At 63.6% G+C, this 17,827-nt stretch carries 18 protein-coding genes; 10 read left to right on the top strand and 8 right to left on the bottom strand.

The window, feature by feature from the left end; all coding sequences use genetic code 11:
• Nucleotides 1-33: 33 nt before the first annotated feature.
• Both BcanWU425_RS28175 and BcanWU425_RS28170 read right to left on the bottom strand, forming a co-directional pair.
• Nucleotides 34-240 carry a hypothetical protein gene (locus BcanWU425_RS28175; RefSeq protein ID WP_204510587.1) on the bottom strand — a complete coding sequence of 69 codons (207 nt, stop codon included), beginning with the start codon at nucleotides 238-240 and terminating at the stop codon, nucleotides 34-36.
• A 131-nt stretch (nucleotides 241-371) separates the two neighbouring features.
• A complete protein-coding gene (locus BcanWU425_RS28170) occupies nucleotides 372-1,349 on the bottom strand; it encodes an SMP-30/gluconolactonase/LRE family protein (protein WP_204510588.1) in 978 nt (325 codons plus the stop codon).
• A gap of 89 nt (nucleotides 1,350-1,438) precedes the next feature.
• Between BcanWU425_RS28170 and BcanWU425_RS28165 the strand changes: the two genes are divergently transcribed.
• On the top strand, nucleotides 1,439-2,263 hold the full coding sequence (locus tag BcanWU425_RS28165) for an NAD-dependent epimerase/dehydratase family protein (protein ID WP_204510589.1): 825 nt from the start codon (nucleotides 1,439-1,441) through the stop codon (nucleotides 2,261-2,263).
• Between the two features lie 38 nt (nucleotides 2,264-2,301).
• On the opposite strand, the gene BcanWU425_RS28160 is transcribed toward BcanWU425_RS28165, so the two are convergent.
• A complete protein-coding gene (locus BcanWU425_RS28160) occupies nucleotides 2,302-3,573 on the bottom strand; it encodes an MFS transporter (protein WP_204510590.1) in 1,272 nt (423 codons plus the stop codon).
• A 299-nt stretch (nucleotides 3,574-3,872) separates the two neighbouring features.
• On the opposite strand from BcanWU425_RS28160, the gene BcanWU425_RS28155 reads away from it, so the two are divergent.
• Complete coding sequence (locus BcanWU425_RS28155; RefSeq protein WP_085352135.1) at nucleotides 3,873-4,286, top strand: hypothetical protein; 414 nt, start codon at nucleotides 3,873-3,875, stop codon at nucleotides 4,284-4,286.
• 66 nt (nucleotides 4,287-4,352) lie between these two features.
• Here BcanWU425_RS28155 and BcanWU425_RS28150 read toward each other — a convergent pair whose 3' ends face one another.
• Together BcanWU425_RS28150 and BcanWU425_RS28145 are read right to left on the bottom strand one after the other, a co-directional pair.
• Nucleotides 4,353-4,769 carry a DUF1236 domain-containing protein gene (locus tag BcanWU425_RS28150; RefSeq protein WP_026233295.1) on the bottom strand — a complete coding sequence of 139 codons (417 nt, stop codon included), beginning with the start codon at nucleotides 4,767-4,769 and terminating at the stop codon, nucleotides 4,353-4,355.
• 181 nt (nucleotides 4,770-4,950) lie between these two features.
• Nucleotides 4,951-5,652 carry a GntR family transcriptional regulator gene (locus BcanWU425_RS28145; protein WP_085352224.1) on the bottom strand — a complete coding sequence of 234 codons (702 nt, stop codon included), beginning with the start codon at nucleotides 5,650-5,652 and terminating at the stop codon, nucleotides 4,951-4,953.
• A gap of 176 nt (nucleotides 5,653-5,828) precedes the next feature.
• Between BcanWU425_RS28145 and BcanWU425_RS28140 the strand changes: the two genes are divergently transcribed.
• From BcanWU425_RS28140 to BcanWU425_RS28125, 4 genes are all read left to right on the top strand, one after another.
• A complete protein-coding gene (locus tag BcanWU425_RS28140; protein WP_204510591.1) occupies nucleotides 5,829-7,559 on the top strand; it encodes an IlvD/Edd family dehydratase in 1,731 nt (576 codons plus the stop codon).
• A gap of 62 nt (nucleotides 7,560-7,621) precedes the next feature.
• Nucleotides 7,622-8,629: a TRAP transporter substrate-binding protein gene (locus BcanWU425_RS28135; RefSeq protein WP_204510592.1), complete on the top strand. Its 1,008-nt coding sequence runs from the start codon at nucleotides 7,622-7,624 to the stop codon at nucleotides 8,627-8,629.
• Nucleotides 8,630-8,778: 149 nt separating this feature from the next.
• Nucleotides 8,779-9,360 carry a TRAP transporter small permease gene (locus BcanWU425_RS28130; RefSeq protein ID WP_204510593.1) on the top strand — a complete coding sequence of 194 codons (582 nt, stop codon included), beginning with the start codon at nucleotides 8,779-8,781 and terminating at the stop codon, nucleotides 9,358-9,360.
• Nucleotides 9,357-10,697: a TRAP transporter large permease gene (locus BcanWU425_RS28125; RefSeq protein WP_204510594.1), complete on the top strand. Its 1,341-nt coding sequence runs from the start codon at nucleotides 9,357-9,359 to the stop codon at nucleotides 10,695-10,697. Before BcanWU425_RS28130 ends, BcanWU425_RS28125 begins: the two co-directional genes overlap by 4 nt.
• A 17-nt stretch (nucleotides 10,698-10,714) precedes the next feature.
• Here BcanWU425_RS28125 and BcanWU425_RS28120 read toward each other — a convergent pair whose 3' ends face one another.
• Nucleotides 10,715-11,509 (bottom strand): enoyl-CoA hydratase/isomerase family protein, encoded by a 795-nt coding sequence (locus tag BcanWU425_RS28120; RefSeq protein WP_018457067.1) that lies wholly within the window; start codon nucleotides 11,507-11,509, stop codon nucleotides 10,715-10,717.
• Nucleotides 11,510-11,733: 224 nt separating this feature from the next.
• On the opposite strand from BcanWU425_RS28120, the gene BcanWU425_RS28115 reads away from it, so the two are divergent.
• On the top strand, nucleotides 11,734-12,954 hold the full coding sequence (locus BcanWU425_RS28115; protein ID WP_204510595.1) for an NAD(P)/FAD-dependent oxidoreductase: 1,221 nt from the start codon (nucleotides 11,734-11,736) through the stop codon (nucleotides 12,952-12,954).
• Here BcanWU425_RS28115 and BcanWU425_RS28110 read toward each other — a convergent pair whose 3' ends face one another.
• Complete coding sequence (locus BcanWU425_RS28110; RefSeq protein ID WP_018457065.1) at nucleotides 12,955-13,872, bottom strand: ribokinase; 918 nt, start codon at nucleotides 13,870-13,872, stop codon at nucleotides 12,955-12,957. It lies immediately after the preceding gene.
• Between the two features lie 18 nt (nucleotides 13,873-13,890).
• Nucleotides 13,891-14,784 (bottom strand): sugar kinase, encoded by an 894-nt coding sequence (locus tag BcanWU425_RS28105; RefSeq protein ID WP_007593904.1) that lies wholly within the window; start codon nucleotides 14,782-14,784, stop codon nucleotides 13,891-13,893.
• A 210-nt stretch (nucleotides 14,785-14,994) separates the two neighbouring features.
• Between BcanWU425_RS28105 and BcanWU425_RS28100 the strand changes: the two genes are divergently transcribed.
• From BcanWU425_RS28100 to BcanWU425_RS28090, 3 genes are all read left to right on the top strand, one after another.
• On the top strand, nucleotides 14,995-15,843 hold the full coding sequence (locus BcanWU425_RS28100; protein ID WP_018457064.1) for a VOC family protein: 849 nt from the start codon (nucleotides 14,995-14,997) through the stop codon (nucleotides 15,841-15,843).
• Between the two features lie 221 nt (nucleotides 15,844-16,064).
• Complete coding sequence (locus BcanWU425_RS28095; RefSeq protein WP_018457063.1) at nucleotides 16,065-16,724, top strand: TetR/AcrR family transcriptional regulator; 660 nt, start codon at nucleotides 16,065-16,067, stop codon at nucleotides 16,722-16,724.
• A gap of 290 nt (nucleotides 16,725-17,014) precedes the next feature.
• Nucleotides 17,015-17,824, top strand: a complete 810-nt coding sequence (locus BcanWU425_RS28090) for an ABC transporter permease (protein WP_204510596.1) — start codon at nucleotides 17,015-17,017, stop codon at nucleotides 17,822-17,824.
• Nucleotides 17,825-17,827 lie beyond the last annotated feature (3 nt).

Below are 17,827 nucleotides of genomic sequence, written 5' to 3'. Positions count from 1 at the left end.
TGACGCCGGAGCGGGACACCGCTCCGGCGTTTTCTATTCTCTTACGGTTGCCCCCTGTGCTTTCAGGCGGCACCACCCCGGGTAGTCCGTCACAATTTCGAAGAAATCGTCATGATAAATGAAACCCAACTCTGTCAGGCGTGCGCTCATCGCTTTCAGGGCTTCGCGCCCGAAATGCGGACCGAACGACAATAGGTCGTCACTCTGATCAAGCGGTTGATCGACCTCCAGAGTCTTCAACAGATTATCTAAGGCAATCGCTCTCTCGACCAATGCTGCTCGACGTACAACTAGGCCATATTCGCCCGTAATGTTGATCCAACCTTTTGCCGGTCATGGAGAATCCTGAGAGGGGTCTGAAGCTGCGACGACTATCCCCCGACCGCGCCCTGCGTGTTCACATACAACGCGTAGATCGACTGGCTTGCCGCCATGAACAGGCGGTTGCGCTTGACGCCGCCGAAGCAGAGGTTGGCGCAACGTTCGGGCAGGGCGATGCGGCCGATCATGACGCCGTCGGGCGCGAACACCACGACGCCGTCGAGCTCGGGATCGCCCATGCCCCAGCCGCACCACAGATTGCCGTCGATGTCGCAGCGCATGCCATCAGGCGTGCCCGGGCCTGCGTCGATGAAGACGCGCTTGTTGGAGATCGTGGTGCCATCAGGCGAGACGTCATAGGCGAGGATCTTGCGGTTCGGCACGCCGCGTGATTCCACGACGTAGAGGATTTTCTCGTCCGGCGAGAAGCACAGCCCGTTGGGGCCGAGCACGCCTTCGGCAACGATGGTCGCCTTGCCGGTCGCGGGATCGAACCTGTAGACGTTCGGCTCGATCTCAGGCTCGGCCTTGTAGCCCTCGTAATTGCCGAGCAGACCGAAGGTGGGATCGGTGAACCAGACCACGCCATCGGATTTCACCACGACGTCGTTCGGCGAGTTGAGCTTCTTGCCGCCGAACGAGTCCATCAGCACGGTGATGCTGCCGTCATATTCGGTGCGGGTGACGCGCCGCCCGCCATGCTCGCAGGTGACGAGCCGGCCCTGGCGATCCCTGGTATTGCCGTTGGCGAAATTGGAGGGCTTGCGGAACACGCTGACAGCGCCGGTCTCCTCCTCCCATTTGACGATGCGCTGGTTCGGAATATCGCTGCACAGGAGATAGCGCCCGTCGCCGAACCACACCGGACCCTCGGCCCAGCGCAGGCCGCTCGTCAGCCGCTCTACCGCCGAGAGTTTTAGCCAGTATTTTTCGAAGCGGGGATCGAGTGCCTTTATCGCCGGATCGGGATAGTAGCTCGCCGGCCGCCAGCCTGGCCGCTCCTGGGGATGGGACGATGCCTCATTCATGTCGGTTCTCTCGTTTCGTTCCCTCTGGACAATCCTGCTATCATTAGAGACATGTGACCGCAAATTGGTTGCCAAAGGCGAGGAAAGACATGCCGCGTATCTTGATGACGGGAGCTTCGGGCGGGATCGGAACGCGTCTGCGAAAACTGTTGCCGCCGATCTATCCGGACCTGCTGCTCAGCGACATCCGCCCGCCCGCCGATCTCGGCCCCAACGAGCAATTCAAGGCGGCGGATCTGTCCGACCTCGCCCAGTGCGAGGCGATCTGCGAGGGCGTCGACGGCATCATCCATTTCGGCGGCTATTCGGTCGAAGGTCCCTGGAACGACATCCTCCAGGCCAACATCATCGGCGGCTACAATCTGTTCGAGGCCGCGTACCGCAAGGGCGTCAAGCGCGTGGTGTTCGCCTCCTCGAACCATGCCGTCGGATTCTATCCGCGCCACCACAAGATCGGCACCGACGTGACCCCGCGTCCCGACGGCCGCTATGGGGTCAGCAAGGTGTTCGGCGAAGCGGTCGGCGCGCTCTATGCCGACAAGCATGGCCTGAAGGTGACGTGCCTTCGCATTGGCAATTTCGGCGACGTGCCGCTGGACCTTCGCCGGATCTCGATCTGGCTGAAGCCGGAAGATCTGGTGCAGCTCTGTCAGATCGGGCTCGAGCATCCCGACATTCATTTCGAGATCTTCTACGGCGTGTCCCTGAACGAACGTGCCTGGTGGGACAACCACCGCGCCTACGAGTTCGGCTACCGTCCCACGGGGCGCTCCGAGGATCATGTGGCGCATGCGATGGCCGAGCAGGCCAAGCTGAAGCCCGATCCGGTCGGCGATCACTATCAGGGCGGCGCGTTCTGCAGCAACGACTTCGACGGCGACACAAGTCGCATCATCGATTGGACCAAGCGGTAGGAGCGCATTCGCAAATCTAGGGTGTCGGAATCGACGCCCTAGACAACGCGTTTGCCGGCCTGGGCCGCGACGGGCCTCTGTACAAAGTACATCAGGATCAGGGAAATCACCGCCGTCGTCACGACGACGTATCCCAGCCGGTCGAAATGCCGGAGCGTACCGTCGGCGTCCTGCGCGATGAGTGCAGCGGCGAGCACGGAGCCGAGCCCGCCGGAGAGCTGTTGCAGCGACGCGCCGACCGCGCTGAAGGAGCCGCGTTGCGCCGGCTCGGGGATTGCCGAAATCAACGCCTGCGAAGGAATCATGCGGGAGAAGATGCCGACGAACATCAGGACGTTGACCAGGATCGCGACCGTCAGGCTCACCTCGCCGAGATGGGTGTAGATCAGCACCATCACGATGGACATGGCGCTGCCGAAGACGAAGGTGGGGTATTTGCCGAAGGCATCGCTCGCGCGTCCCACCAGCGGGCCGATGACAATGCTGAACAGGCCGGAGACGAGATAGATCGTCGGCAGATGCACGATGTCGATGCCGAGATTGTGCACGGTGTAGGCGCTGCCGAACGGCATCAGCATGTAGCCGCCGGTCGCCAGCAGGGTCGTTACCGAAAACGCCATCCAATAACGCGGCTGCGAGACCGTGGCGATCAGATGCCGGAACGGATTTCGATCCTGCTTCAGCCCGAGATGGCCGTTCACCGGCTTCATCAGGAGCATCACTGCGGTCATCCCGATCACCGACAGTCCGACCAGCGCGCCGAACGCGACGTGCCAGTTCCACTGGTTGGCGAGGAAAAGACCGGCCGGGATGCCCAGCACCTGGCTTGCAGCGAAGGCGGTTTGCACGAAACCCATGACGCGGCCGCGCAATTGCAGCGTGAACAAATCGGTGACGATGGCGAGCACGACCGAGCCGATCACGCCGCCGAACAGGCCGGTCACGATCCGCCCCAGCAGCAACAGATGATAGTTGGGCGCGATCGCGCACAGCATCGTGCCAAGGGTGAAGCCGGCGTAGAAGAACAACAGCAGCCGCTTGCGATCAAACCGGTCGGCAAAGCCGGCCGCCAGGATGCCGGAAATCCCCGCGCTGAACGCATAGGCCGAGACCGCCACGCCGAACAGAGCGGCCGAAATATCAAGCGCCAGCATCATGATGGCGCCGAGCGGCGACATGATCATGAAATCGATGATGATCGTGAACTGGACCAGCGCCAGCAGCGCAACGAGGATCGCCTGGTAGCGCGAGAAGCCTCGGGATGGCGCTTGCCGCTCGGCGATCGGCTCCGTCAGGGTTTGTTCGGTCATGGCATTTCATTTGGGAGGGAGTGGAGGAGGACGCGCGACGTGGCGCCGGAGCCCGGCCCATATTTATTCCGGCTCTGCGAAATTTCGATGGCTTGACAAACAGTTTTAGTGTTCGTCCCAGCGCGGTGCCTCGATTCACACGGGGCGAGCGACGCAAAGGCCTGAGCCTCGCTTTGGCCGTTCCGGCCATTGATCCAGATCAACGTTGCTCTGGCCGTCTGGCTCTCGATTTTGCGAGACCGCAATTCGGCAATCGGTGCCTCGATCACGGCTCAACGGCGGCAGCGCGAGCCAGGACAATGAAAATCGAATTGCCAGCCGCCGTACTGCTCACGCTGTTCATGTCGGGACCGGCGCGGGCCGCGATGCTCGGCGACGCCGAGGCGACGTTTCTCGACCAGCTCGTCACCGCATCCGCGGTGCTCGAACAACGATGTGTCGGCTACGAGGTCGATGGTGCCGGCAGTGTACAGCTCGGCGCCCGACTTCTCGGCAGCACGGATGCCGCGATGGCGATGATCGACGCCTATGCTGCAGCCATCAAGGCCCGCGATGGCGAGAGCTCCGATCCCGGTAAATTCCGCCCCGAAGTGTCCGACGCTGCCGGCAAAACGTTCAGGCGCGTCCGGACCGATCTGATCAGAAACCCGAAGAGAGCCTGCGCCGACTATGGCGATGCCAGCGTGGATCGCGGTCTGCTGAGGCGGTACTGAACCGGGACTTGAGGGATTCAGATCTGCGCAAACGAAAGGGCCGTCTCGAAAGACGGCCCTTGGTTGTTATTCGACGATCTCAACGATCCGGTGGGTTCGCGGTTCGACCAGAACCGTGCGACCGTTCACCACCGTGTAACGATACTCACGGGCGCCGTACTCGGGCGGCACCTCGTAATAGGTCACGCCCTCTTCCGGAAGAACCGCCCCGACTCTCACATCTTCGCGGTACTGATATGAGGGCCGCCGCTGTTCGACGACGTAGGAGTGAAAGCGAGGACGTTGATCGACACCAAGGACTCCCGCCACGCCGCCAACGACGCCGCCGACGACGCCACCCACAACTGCACCGACAGGCCCTGCCGCTCGCTCACCATCCCGCGCACCGCGTTCGACGCCTCCGGGAACGCCCTGGGCCTGGGTCGTTACGGGAAGCAGGACGGCGACGGCAACAGCGGCGGCTCCGACTAAACGGCAAATCATGGCAGCTCCTATGGTGGGGGATTGGTGCAAGACCAAGTACCAAGCCGACCATAGGTTCCCCAGAAGTTGTGGACTGCGGGCGTTATTGCCCGAAATGGGCTCGTGCGGCCTGCAATTGCGGGCAATCCAGCGCGCCCGTATCGCGTGAACTGCACCACCGCGCGAAGCGAACGTCTCCCATCTATGAACGCGGGCCCTGCTGTTCGGCTTGCTCACCCCCAATCCGCGCCAGATAGTCCGACTTGCTGAACTGCATATGATCGACGCACAGCTGGGCCAGCGCCCAGCTGTCACGGCCTTTCAATAGCTCGATCATCAGCTCGTGCTGGCGCCTTGATTGCGCGAGGCCGTCTCGGTCGGCGAGGTTCTTGGCGCGCATCGGCAGCGTCAGGTTCATGTAGTCCTGCAGCGAGCGCACCAGATAGGGATTGCCGCAGGCCGAGAACAGCGCGAGGTGGAAGGCGTCGTTGGCCTCGTGGATACCGCGCAGGTCCTGCAAATCCGCTCTCGCGCAATATTGTCGTTGCAATGCGGAGAGCTCGTCGATCAGGCCTTGTTGCGCGGGCAGGGGAATCATCAGCGCCGCCTGCCGCGTCAGCATCTCCCGGACCTCGTAGATCTGCCGGACCTCTTCGGCCGAGTAAAACCGCACGGTGGCGCCGACATTCTTCTCGCGGCGGACGATGCCCCGGCGCTCCGCATCCACCAAGGCCTGCCGCACGAAATGGCGCGAAGTGCCGTAAGCCGACATCAGCGCGTCCTCTGTGAGGCGCGCGCCTGGCGCAAGTCGGCCGAAGATGATGTCCTCTTCGAGCCGCGCGACGATGTCGTCCGGATCGTCGCGCCGGACCATCGTGGCGTCTGCGATGTGAATGTCGGACATGCCCTCGGCCTCCCGGCGCTTGGCCGGTTCGTCCTGTGGAGCAGGGAAGGCCCTGATTGTCAATAATCTGGTCTCCCACCAGCGCGCAACACGGGTAAATGGCAGGTTTGACGTCTGTCTTATTGACAATCAAGGGGCAGTCTGTAGGACAATGACCCGGTAATGGGAGTGGTATGATGACGAGTGGGTTGCGCAAAGGGCTGACGAGCTATGGCGATGCCGGCTTCTCGCTGTTCCTGCGCAAGGCGTTCATCAAGGCCATGGGCTATTCCGACGACGCGTTGGAGCGTCCGATCGTCGGCATCACCAACACCTATAGCGACTACAATCCCTGCCACGGCAACGTCCCGCAGATCATCGAGGCCGCCAAGCGCGGCGTGATGCTGTCGGGCGCGATGCCGTTCGTGTTCCCGACGATCTCGATCGCGGAGAGTTTTGCGCATCCGACCTCGATGTATCTGCGCAATCTGATGGCGATGGACACCGAGGAGATGATCCGCGCGCAGCCGATGGATTCGGTGATCGTCATCGGCGGCTGCGACAAGACTCTTCCTGCGCAGGTGATGGCGGCGATCAGCGCCGACCTGCCGACGGTGGTCATCCCCGTTGGCCCCATGGTGGTTGGTCATCACAAGGGCGAGGTGCTGGGCGCCTGCACCGATTGCCGTCGCCTCTGGGGCAAGTATCGCGCCGGCGAAATGGATGATGTCGAGATCGAGGCGGTGAACGGCCGCCTTGCGCCGTCGGTCGGCACCTGCATGGTGATGGGCACCGCCTCCACCATGGCCTGCATGATCGAGGCCATGGGCCTGTCGCTGCCGATGAGCGCGACGATTCCCGCCCCGCATGCGGAGCGCTTTCGCCTTGCCGAGGCGAGCGGCAGGGTGGCCGCCGAGATGGCCAAGACCAAAGGTCCGAAGCCGAGCGAGGTGCTGACGCCGGCATCTTTTAAGAATGCCCAGGTCGTGCTCCAGGCGATCGGCGGCTCGACCAACGGCCTGATCCATTTGACCGCGATGGCACATCGTTCGCCACACCGGCTCGACCTCGGGGTGTTCGACCAGATCGGCCGCGAGGTGCCGGTGCTGGTCGATCTCAAGCCGTCGGGCGAGCATTACATGGAGCATTTCCATCACGCCGGCGGCGTGCCGAAACTGCTGGCGCAACTCGGCGATCTCGTCGATCTCGATGCCAAGACGATCACCGGCCAGACGCTGCGCGATATCGCGGCGAACGCGGAAGACGTGCCCGGCCAGGACGCGATCCGTCCGCGGGACAATCCGATCAAGAAGGAAGGTGGCCTCGCCGTGCTGCACGGTAATCTCGCGCCGCGCGGCGCGGTTATCAAGCAATCCGCCGCGAGCCCAAAGCTGCTGCAACACACGGGCCGTGCGGTGGTGTTCGAATCCGTCGAGGATATGACGCTGCGGGTGGACGATCCCGATCTCGACGTCACGGCCGATGACGTGCTGGTGCTGCGCAACGCCGGTCCTAAGGGCGCGCCCGGCATGCCGGAGGCGGGCTATCTGCCGATCCCGAAGAAGCTCGCGCGCGCTGGGACCAAGGACATGGTGCGCATTTCGGATGCGCGCATGAGCGGCACCGCATTCGGCACCATCGTGCTGCACATCACGCCGGAATCCGCCGTCGGCGGCCCGCTGGCGCTGGTGAAGAACGGCGACATGATCCGGCTCGACGTCGCCAAGCGCAGCATCGAGCTTCTGGTGGATGCTACCGAACTGGAACGGCGGCGTACGGCATTGAAGCCCGCGGCTGCGCCGGATGAGGCGCGGCGCGGCTATGCGTGGCTGTTCAACGAAACCATCATGCAGGCCGACGAGGGCTGCGACTTCGATTTCATGCAGAGGACTGGGAAGAAGACTGAGCAGAAAACTAAAAGTGGGTGACCAACCACCCGGAAGCGTAGCCCAGACCGCTAAAGCGGCGGGCGTTAAAACAGGGGGAAACGATGATTGCACGATCCATGCCAAGATTCTTGCATCGGCTGGCGGCAACGGCCGCAATCCTGTTCGTCACGGGCGCATCGGCGCAGGAGGTGAAGCATTATCGCTTCGCCTACGACCAGCCGCGCAATACCGGCTACTCCATCGCGGGCGACCTCTTTGCCGAAAAGCTCAAGGAATTGAGCAAAGGCACCATGATCATCGATCAATATCCGGGCGCGCAGCTCGGGCAGGAGCCGCAGGTGCTCCAGCTCGTGAAGGCGGGCGACGTCGAGTTCTCGATCATCTCCTCGGCGAACACCGCGACGATCTCGCCGCAAGCGGGCGTGATGTCGTTGCACTTCCTGTTCCGCGACGAGAACCACGTGGTCAAGGGTCTGGCCGATCCAAAAGTGTTCGAGGCGCTCAAGACCATGATCGACGAGACCACACAGGGTCTGCACGTCATCGCGACCGGCTCGCAGGGCGTGCGCCACATGTACTCGAAGAGGGAGATCCACAATGTCGGCGACATCAAGGGCCTGAAGATCCGGGTGCAGGCGACTGCGACCGAGGACACCATGTTCCCGGCCTACGGCGCCCAGACCGTGCACATGCCGTTCGGCAGCGTCTACACGAGCCTGCAGACCGGCGTCGTCGACGTCGCCGAGAACAGCATCAACGTCTACCTCGTCAACAAGCACTACGAGGTCGCGCCGGTCCTGAACATCACCGAGCACGAAGCCAACAACGCGCTGGTGTTCATCTCGGACAAGCTCTGGCAGAGCCTGTCGGCCGAGCAGAAGAGATGGGTCCAGGCGGCGGGGAACGAGGTCAGCTCCAAGGAGCCGCAGAAGGCCTTCGACCTCGAACGCACCGCGGCAGAGAAGCTGAAGAAGATGGGCGTGAAGATCGTCGACAACGTCGACAAGAAGACCTTCACGGCGATCGCCGATCCCTATCTCGACAAGCTCGCCAAGGAGCTCGGCCCGCACGCCGAGAAGATCAAGGATTTGATCCGCTCGATCAACTAGGCCGCGTACCGTTGCCTCCGCGTCGTCCCGGCGAAAGCCGGGACCCATACGCCGCGGCGGAGCTTGGGGCAGGATAGCCGCCAGCTTGCTTTGACCACACGCAGCTGGGGATATGGGTCGCGGCTTTCGCCGGGACGACGGGGATAGTGATGACAATCGCCGACAAACTGCTGGTGCAACGCCAACGGCACCTCAAATGGCGCGGGCTGGACTGGCTCGAGCTCGCCTTGATGATCCTCTGCGGCGTGCTCTGCTTCGGCTTCTCGCTGTCGGTGACCGCCGACATCGTCACCCGTACCATCGGCCATCCCTGGCTCTGGCTCCAGGAAGTGACCTCGACGCTGTTCATCTATGCGATTTTCGTCGGCACCGCGGCCGCGACCCGGCGCAACGACCACCTCTATCTCACCGCGATCTCCGAGGCGATGCACGGCACGCCGCGTCTGATCGTCGAAGTCATCATCCGGATCGTGGTGCTCGGCGTCGCCTTCTGCCTGATCTTGTACGGATATCAGAACTATCTCCGCGGCTTCGGCAGTTTTCGCCTGCCGTCGGGCACGCCGATCGCCTCGCTCTACGCGATCATCCCGCTGTCGGGCGTGCTGGTCGGCCTGTTCACCATCGAGCAGCTCGTCAACGGTCTGCGCAACGGCTTTGACCACCCCGAGCCGCCCGAAGAGGACGACGGGGCGCCTGTCATCAGCGACGAACAGATGAGGGCGCAGCCGTGAGCGCACCCATTGTTCTGGCGTTGATGACGGTCTGCTTCCTGTCGTTCGGCTATCTCGGCGTGCCCGTGCCGTTCTCGCTGATGGCCGGTGTCTTCATCGGCGCGCTGCTGTCGGACGTCTCGCTCGCCGCAATCATCCAGAAAATCTTCGACGGCGTCGATTCCGAGGCGCTGCTGGCGATCCCCTTTTTCCTGCTGGTCGGCGAGCTCATGAGCTCGGCCAATGTGGTGGTTCGAATAGCCAACCTCTCGGTGTCCCTCGTTGGCCACATCAGAGGCGGCCTGTCGCAGGTCGTGGTCGTCTTCAGTATGTTCTTCTCGGAAATGTCGGGTTCGACCACCGCCGACGTCGCCGTGATGAGCCGCGCTCTGGGCGGCCCGATGAAGCGCGAGGGTTACGAGCCCGCCTTCATCGCCGCGATCATCGCATCCGCATCGACCATCGCGGCGCTGGTGCCGCCGAGCATCACCGCGGTGGTCTATGGCGCCGTCGGCAATGTCTCGATCGCCGGCCTGTTCATGGCAGGCGTCGTGCCGGGCCTGATGATCGGCTTCGGGTTGATGATCTATTGCTATTTCTTCGGCCCGTCCGGCCTGCGCAAGCCGCGCGCGCCGCTGCGGCAGGTGGTGTTCGCGGCCGGCGATGCGGCGCTGCCGCTGATGATTCCGGTGATCCTGTTGGGGGGCATCCTGACCGGCTGGTTCACGCCGACGGAAGCCGGTGTCGTCGCCGTGGTCTGGATTGTCGTCGTCGTGATCCCAGCGCTCAACCGCGGGCATATCAGGAAGATTCCGTACGATTTCTGTCTCGCCGGCCTGATCTTCTCGCTGCCGCTGATCACGATCGGCGCCGCCAATGCGTTCGGCTGGATGCTCGCCTATTTGCGCGGTGCAAGCTACATCGCCGAAGTCATCACCTCGCTCGCCGGCAACGACCCGCATCTGATCATGCTGCTGATGGTGCTGCTGTTCACGGTCGTCGGCGATTTCATCGAGCCGGTGCCGACCATCATCATTTTCATGCCGCTGGTCAACACACTGACGGAAGCCGGCGACATCAACGCCGTGCATATGGGCGTGGTGCTGATCGCCACGCTCGCCTTCGGCCTGATCACGCCGCCTTACGGCTTGGTGCTGCTGATGGCCTCGAAATTCGTCGGCGTCAGTTTCGCAAAGGCGCTACGCGCCGCTTTGCCGATCTATCTGGTGTTCCTCGGGACGATCGCGTTTGCGATCTATTTCCCGAGTGTGGTGCTGTGGCTGCCGCAGAAAGTGCTGCCGGAATCGGTCGGATGCTTCAAGTCGCCGGCGGGCACGGGCTATATCTGTCCCAAGTAAGCCTGCTCGAGTGAACGCTACTTGCTCTTGCTGGTGAATTTCTTCACGGCGGTTCGAAACTCCGCAGTGTTCATCGCCATGATGATCTTGTGCTCCTCGGCGTCGAGCTGCTGCTTCACCGGGGTCGTGGCGGCCTGGTAGACCAGCGACTTGGTGCCGGCAATCGCGGCGAGCGGGTTCTGCGCCAGCCGCTCGGCGAGGGTTCGCGTTGCCGCCTTCAACTCGGCGGCGGGAACGAGCTTCGCAACCAGACCCCATTCATGGGCCTGCTGCGCGGTAAAATTATCCTCGGCCAGGAAAATCTGCAGCGCGCGGCGGGAGCCGACCGTGTTGACGATGCCGACCGTAGATCCGCCATCCGGCGAGACGCCGATCTTGGCATAGGCCGGCGTGAATTTGGCATCCTCGGCGGCGATGCAGAGATCGGTGACGAAGGCGAGGCCCATGCCGGCGCCGGCCGCCGAGCCGTGCACGCTGGACAGCGAGACCTTCGGCATGCGCCGGAGGATCTCGATGAAGGCGTGATAGTGCTTCAACAGCTCGCCGACGACCGGCGTCACCGTGCCCGCTTCGGCGGCGGCGCCGATCGTCTGCAGATCGCCGCCAGCCGAGAAGGCGCGGCCTTCGCCTTCGAGGACCACGACCCTGATGTCGTCGGCGCCCTCAATGTAAGCCGCGAGCTGTTCGAGCTGTTGTGCAATCGCCAGATTGATCGAGTTGAACGCGGCGGGCCGGTTGAGCGTGATGGTCGCGATCGGCCCGTCGATCCGCAGCAAGGCGGGATCGTCGGGCTGGGAGACGGGAGCTGGCATCTTGAAATCCCCGGCATGAGGTCGTTCGTGCGACTAAATCGCAGAAGGCGAGGGGTGACAATCCCCGGCAGGCGCCCTTGCGCAAGCCGGAACGATAGGTTCAAATGGACCTGCCTTCGTCAGGGACGGACACGAGCGCCGGCTCCTCCGGGCAAGCAAGCCAAAATCAGCGCGAGAGGAGACGACATGGGTGACGCTCGTGTCTTGCGGAAATGGGCTGTCCAATGACGGACGGTCCGGTGGTCATTATCGGTGCCGGCCATGGCGGCTACCAGGTGGCGGCATCGCTGCGTCAGGCGGGATTTTCCGCTGCTATCTGCCTGATCAACGACGAGGCGCATCTGCCCTATCAGCGGCCGCCTTTGTCCAAGGCTTACATCAAGGGGACCGCCGGGCCGGAGAGCCTGATGTTCCGGCCGGGGAAATTCTACCAGGACCAGAGCATCGAGCTGGTCGCGGGCCGCGCCGTGTCGATCGACCGCGCGGGGCGCAAGGTGCTGCTCGCCTCGGGCAGGCCGCTGCCCTACGGCCACCTCGTGCTGGCGACCGGCGCCCGCAACCGGCTGCTCGATCTGCCCAATGCGAACCTTCCCGACGTGAAATATCTGCGCATCCTCGACGACAGCGAGGTGCTGCGGCAGATCATGCCGTCAAAGACGCGGGTCGTGGTGATCGGCGCCGGCTTCATCGGCCTCGAATTCGCGGCCACCGCGCGCATCAAGGGGCTAGAGGTCGACGTGCTCGAACTCGCCCCGCGCGTGATGGCGCGCGCGGTGACGGCTGAGGTGTCGGAGTATTTTCAGGCGCGGCATCGCGAGGCCGGCATCCGCATCCACCTCGGCGTGCAAGCAACCGCGATCGAGGCGGAGGACGGCAAGGTCACCGGCGTCTCCTTGAGCGACGGAAGGCATTTGCCGGCGGATCTTGTCGTGGTCGGCGTCGGCGTGCTGCCGAACATCGAGCTTGCGGCGGAGGCGGGGCTGCCGGTCGCGGCCGGGATCATCGTCGACGAATATCTCTCGACGGCCGATCCTGATATCTCGGCGATCGGCGATTGCGCGCTGTTCAACAGCCCGCGCTTCGGCGGATCGCAGCGGCTGGAATCGGTGCAGAATGCCACCGATCACGCGCGCTGCCTCGCGGCGCGGCTGACCGGCGACCGCAAGGCCTATGACAGCCATCCCTGGTTCTGGAGCGACCAGGGCGAGGACAAGCTCCAGATCGCGGGCCTCACCACCGGCTACGACCGCGTCGTCCTGCGCGGCGATCCCACCAGGAAGGCATTCTCGGCGTTCTGCTACAAGGGCGACAATCTGCTCGGCATCGAATCGATCAACCGTGCCGGCGACCACATGTTCGGCCGCCGCCTGTTCGGCCTGGATCGCTCGATCACGCCGGAGCATGCCGCCGACGAAAGTTTCGACCTGAAGGGCGCGCTGGCGTGATCAGTTCGCATTGAGGACGGCGGCGACTTCCGCGGCCGTCGGCATCGACGGCCCCGCGCCCATGCGCTGCACGGAGATCGAGGCGGCGGCATTGGCGAAGGCGAGTGCTGCGCGCAAGTCGACGCCGTCGGCGAGTTGCGCCGCGAGTGCTCCCACAAAACAATCGCCTGCGCCCGTGGTGTCGACCGCCTTCACCACGCGGCCTTGCACCGAAATCTCCTCGCGTCCCGCGAGCGCCAGCACGCCGCGCTTGCCGAGGGTCACGCAGATGGTCTGGTCCTCGCGCGCCTGAAGTTTTCGTGCGACGTCGAGGATGCGCGCCGCCTCGTCACTGTCGGACAACTCCACGCCGGCGAGGAGGCCGAGCTCGGTCTCGTTCAGCACGAGGATGTCGATCAGCGCGAGCAATTCGCTCGACATGGTTTGTGCCGGAGCCGGATTGAGCAGCGTCGTGGCGCCAATGTCGCGAGCCCGCCGGAAGAACGCGGCGATCGTCGGCAGCGGGATCTCGAATTGGCTGACCGCGACGTCGCCCTTGGCTAGCGGGACGGCCGCGACGTCATCGACGCCGACAAGCGCATTGCTGCCGGGAATGACGACGATGGTGTTGTCGGCCTCCGCCACCGTGATGATGGCCGTGCCTGTGTGCGCCTCGGCCGTCTCTCGGATCGCGCCGAGATCGATGCCTTGCGCGCCGAGGAACGTCCTCAGCTCACCGCCGAACGAATCCTTGCCCAGCCGGCCGATCAGCGTGGTCCGCGCGCCAAGCCGCGACGCCGCCACCGCCTGGTTGGCGCCCTTGCCGCCCGGAAAATACAGCACCTGCTTGCCGGCGACGGTCTCGCCGACCCTGGGATGGCGATCGGCTGTCGCCACCACATCCATGTTGATGCTGCCGGCGACGAAGACGCGCCCCATGAGAGACCCCTGCGAGCGCTAGACCCTAACCTCGAACTCGTGCCTGACCTTGGCGATGTCGACAAGAGTCGGCAGGCCAGCTTCGTTGCCAAGACGCTGGATCTTGAAGGTCGAGGCTGCCCGGGCAAAATCGAAATGCTCGCGCCAGCTTTTGCCGGGATGGGCGAGATAGGAATAGACATAGGCGCCATGGAAGACGTCGCCGGCGCCGTTGGTGTCGATCACGCGCTCGCGCGGAATCGGCATCGCCGGCATCACCTGCACCGTTCCGGTCTCGTCGTACCAGAGCAGGCCCTTCTCGCCCATGGTGATGCCGCCGATCTTGCAGCCGCGGCTCTTGAGATAGTCCAGCATCTTTTCCGGCGTGAGATCCATCTGCTCGCACAGGCGCTCGGCGACGATCGCGACGTCGATGAATTCCAATAGCTCATGCGTGTTGGTGCGCAGGCCGCCACCGTCGAGCGAGGTCAAGATGCCGGCCTCGCGGCAGACTTTTGCGTAGTGGATCGCGGCATCGGGCTGATGGCCGTCGACATGCAGCGCGCGGCAGCCGCCGAGATTGAGCATCGGGAAGGGATGGATGTGGTCGTCGTCGCGGCAGCGGACGATGGCGCGCTTGCCGTCCTTGGGCATGATGAAGGACAGCGAGGACTGATTGACCTTCCGCCCATGGAGCGAAATCGCATATTTCGCGCACATGTCCATGAACATGCGGCCGAGCCAGTCATTGGCCGCGGTGGCGATCAGATCGGGCACGATGCCGAGCTTGGCGCAGCAGAACGCCGCGGTCACCGCATTGCCGCCGAAGGAAACCGCGTAGTCGGAGGCCACGTGCTTCTCGTCGCCGGTCGGCATGTGGTCGGTGATGAAGACGACGTCGATATAGGTCTGTCCGATGAAGAGAGCCTGCATTGCTTGTCCGTGATGCGCTTTGTGGTCCCGGCCGGCGTGCTTACTGTAACACCGGTTCCGTCGCGGGACCGCTGAAATTATTCGCAAAACCGCCGCTGGGAGTGCTTGAGGTCGGCATGCGGCCGGAATACGACCATCACCGGGTAATGCCAAGCCCGGACAAACGCCGTCTCTCGGTCCACGGTTCCGGGCCGCTCAACAGGGGGAAGCATGATCACCGGCCTCGATCACGTCGTCGCACTGGTCAGGGATATCGGTGCGGCCAAGGCGGCCTATCAGACGCTGCTCGGGCGCGCGCCGGCCTGGCAGAACTCGGGCGAGGGCGCCGACCGGGTGTTGTTCACTCTTGCGAACATGACGATCGAATTGATGGCGCCGAACGGCTTCAGCGTGGCCGCCGACCGCATGCGCGCGCTGCTCGATGACCAGGAAGGCGTGCTCGCCAGCCTGTGCTTTCGTGTCGCGGACATGAGAAAAATGCACCGGCGGCTGGAGCGGGTGGCGCTCAAGCCGGATCCGGTCGCCGAGGTCGAAAGCAGCGATGCGGAGAGCGGTGCGGTCCTGCACTGGAAGCGGACGCGCGCCGCCACGGAGCTCACGCGCGGCGTGCGCATGTTCTTCCTCGAACTGGCTGATGAGCGTCCGCTTTCGCCGGCGACCGATATCGCGCCGATCGATGCGCTCGACCACGTCGTGATCACGACCGAAGACTCCGATCGCGCCGCCGCGCTCTATGGCGCGCGGCTCGGGCTCGATCTGGCGCTTGACCGCTCGCACCAGGATTGGGGCCAGCTGATGTTCTTCCGCTGCGGCGATCTCGTCGTCGAGGTGGTGCGCCGCCCCGTTGCGGGCGGCGATTCCCTGCATGACCGCCTCTGGGGCCTGAGCTGGCGGGTGGCCGATATCGACGCCACGCGCGCCCGCCTGATTGCCGCCGGCCTCGACGTCAGCGACGTGCGCAACGGCCGCAAGCCGGGCACGCGGGTGATGACGGTGCGGACCGGCACCTGCGGCACCCAGACGGTCCTGCTGGAGCGCTCGTCGAAGCCGGTGGATTGAGGTTCAGTCCTCCCCTCGTCATTGCGAGGAGCTCTTGCGACGAAGCAACCCAGACTGCCTCCGTGGTGGCAGTCTGGATTGGGTCGCTACGCTCGCAATGACGAAACTATGCGGCGGGCCGAGCGCGTGTTACACGGCATCCTGATAGCACCCAGCGAGCAACCGGTTTGGCGAAAGCAGCGGCAAAGCGAACTCTGAAATGGCAGCGCGATCCCGAGGGGATGCGGCTGCGCATTCTCGAAGCCGCCAAGCAGGAATTCTCGGCGCACGGGCTTGCCGGTGCGCGCGTCGACCGCATCGCGGCCAACGCCGGCGCCAACAAGCGGATGCTGTATTATCACGTCGGCAACAAGGACGAGCTCTATCTCGCGGTGCTCGAAGGCGCCTATGACAAGATCCGCAGCGAGGAGCGCGGGCTCGATCTCGAACATCTCGATCCGCCCGAGGCCATCCGCCGCCTAATTGAGTTCACCTGGAATTATTTCCTGCGCAATCCCGAATTCCTGTCGCTGCTCCAGACCGAGAATCTCGCGCGCGCAAAGCATCTCAAGAAATCGACCAAGGTGAAGTCGATGCACTCGCCCTTCGTCGAGATGATCGGCACCGTGGTGCGGCGCGGTGTGTCCGGCGGCGACTTCAAGGTCGCGGTCGATCCTGTCCAGCTCTACATCTCGATCGCGGGACTCTGCTTCTTCTATCTGTCGAACTCGGCGACGCTTAGCGTGATCTTCGGTCGCGATTTGCTGGCCAAGGACGCCAAGGACGAGCGGCTGGACCACATGGTCGGCCTCGTGCTGGCAGCGCTGACGGGGCAGTCGGCCGCACTGTTAGCTATGACGAAGGCGCCGAAGTCGCGCGCTGCGGTGGCGCAGACGGTTTAGCGGTGTAACTCGCTACAGCTCGATGGATTATCGGCGCTTCTCCGAACTCAGCCGTCATCGTCCGGCTTGACCGGACGATCCAGTACTCCGAGACGGTTTTGGTTGAGCCGACGGGTCGCGGCGTACTGGATTCCCCGCCTTCGCGGGGAATGACACCGAAGACGTGGCGCTGCCGACGCGTCCCTCAAGCCACCCGGAACCCGCCCAAAACGTCGCAGGAAAACCGCTGGACAGTATTTACCCAACGGGTTAATTTCTCGCCCAACGAACAAGACTGCCGGGAGTGAGACGTGGCTGAGCTGAAGCCGCAGAGTGCGGTGTCCAAGATGCTGAATGCGGCCTGGATTCGGCCGTTTTTGTTCCTGGTGTTCATCGTCGTGGCCTGGGATCTCGCCATCCGGCTGTTCAAGATTCCCGCCTACCAGATCCCGTCGCCGGGCGATGTCATTGCGGTGCTGCGCACCGATTGGCCGGAACTGTTGCGCCAGTCCTGGCCGACGACTTATGCCACCGTCTGCGGTTTCGCGCTCTCGGCGTTGTTTGGCATCCCCATCGCGATGCTGATCGCGGGCTCCGAGACGGTGGAGAGCTACGTCTATCCGCTGCTGGTGTTCTCGCAATCCGTGCCGAAGATCGCGATCGCGCCGCTGTTCGTAGTCTGGTTTGGCTTCGGCATCATTCCGAAAGTGATTTCGGCGTTCCTGCTCGGCTTCTTTCCGGTGGTGGTCTCCGCCGTGCAGGGCTTCAAATCGGTCGATCCAGATATGGTCGATCTCGCCCGCGCCATGCAGGGCAGCCGCTTCCAGGTGTTTTGCGCGGTGAACCTGCCGCATGCGCTGCCCGCGATCTTCTCCGGCCTCAAAGTGTCAGTGACGCTCGCCGTGGTCGGCGCCGTCGTCGGCGAGTTCGTCGGCTCCAATTCCGGCATCGGCTATGTGATGCAGCGCTCGATCGGCACCTTCGACCTGCCCACGATGTTCGCAGCGCTCGTGATCCTGGCGCTGCTCGGCGTCATCCTGTTCTGGATCGTGGACCGGATCGAGAAGCTGGTCATTCCCTGGCATGTCAGCCAGCGCGAGGACGTGATTTTCGCCTCTTAACAG

This window comes from Bradyrhizobium sp. WU425, assembly GCF_021052305.1.
GTDB classification, from domain to species: domain Bacteria; phylum Pseudomonadota; class Alphaproteobacteria; order Rhizobiales; family Xanthobacteraceae; genus Bradyrhizobium; species Bradyrhizobium canariense_D.
Note: the sequence above shows the minus strand (reverse complement) of the source record. Positions and strands in the feature narration are given on the sequence as shown.

What these genes read in the sequence shown, in the direction of transcription:
- BcanWU425_RS28135 (WP_204510592.1), top strand. Translation starts at nt 7,622, where the DNA reads ATGATTGCACGATCCATGCCAAGATTCTTGCATCGGCTGGCGGCAACG.
- BcanWU425_RS28170 (WP_204510588.1), bottom strand. Translation starts at nt 1,349, where the DNA reads ATGAATGAGGCATCGTCCCATCCCCAGGAGCGGCCAGGCTGGCGGCCG.
- BcanWU425_RS28100 (WP_018457064.1), top strand. Translation starts at nt 14,995, where the DNA reads ATGATCACCGGCCTCGATCACGTCGTCGCACTGGTCAGGGATATCGGT.
- BcanWU425_RS28145 (WP_085352224.1), bottom strand. Translation starts at nt 5,652, where the DNA reads ATGTCCGACATTCACATCGCAGACGCCACGATGGTCCGGCGCGACGAT.
- BcanWU425_RS28095 (WP_018457063.1), top strand. Translation starts at nt 16,065, where the DNA reads ATGCGGCTGCGCATTCTCGAAGCCGCCAAGCAGGAATTCTCGGCGCAC.
- BcanWU425_RS28160 (WP_204510590.1), bottom strand. Translation starts at nt 3,573, where the DNA reads ATGACCGAACAAACCCTGACGGAGCCGATCGCCGAGCGGCAAGCGCCA.
- BcanWU425_RS28115 (WP_204510595.1), top strand. Translation starts at nt 11,734, where the DNA reads ATGACGGACGGTCCGGTGGTCATTATCGGTGCCGGCCATGGCGGCTAC.
- BcanWU425_RS28130 (WP_204510593.1), top strand. Translation starts at nt 8,779, where the DNA reads ATGACAATCGCCGACAAACTGCTGGTGCAACGCCAACGGCACCTCAAA.
- BcanWU425_RS28110 (WP_018457065.1), bottom strand. Translation starts at nt 13,872, where the DNA reads ATGGGGCGCGTCTTCGTCGCCGGCAGCATCAACATGGATGTGGTGGCG.
- BcanWU425_RS28150 (WP_026233295.1), bottom strand. Translation starts at nt 4,769, where the DNA reads ATGATTTGCCGTTTAGTCGGAGCCGCCGCTGTTGCCGTCGCCGTCCTG.
- BcanWU425_RS28165 (WP_204510589.1), top strand. Translation starts at nt 1,439, where the DNA reads ATGCCGCGTATCTTGATGACGGGAGCTTCGGGCGGGATCGGAACGCGT.
- BcanWU425_RS28105 (WP_007593904.1), bottom strand. Translation starts at nt 14,784, where the DNA reads ATGCAGGCTCTCTTCATCGGACAGACCTATATCGACGTCGTCTTCATC.
- BcanWU425_RS28120 (WP_018457067.1), bottom strand. Translation starts at nt 11,509, where the DNA reads ATGCCAGCTCCCGTCTCCCAGCCCGACGATCCCGCCTTGCTGCGGATC.
- BcanWU425_RS28155 (WP_085352135.1), top strand. Translation starts at nt 3,873, where the DNA reads ATGAAAATCGAATTGCCAGCCGCCGTACTGCTCACGCTGTTCATGTCG.
- BcanWU425_RS28140 (WP_204510591.1), top strand. Translation starts at nt 5,829, where the DNA reads ATGACGAGTGGGTTGCGCAAAGGGCTGACGAGCTATGGCGATGCCGGC.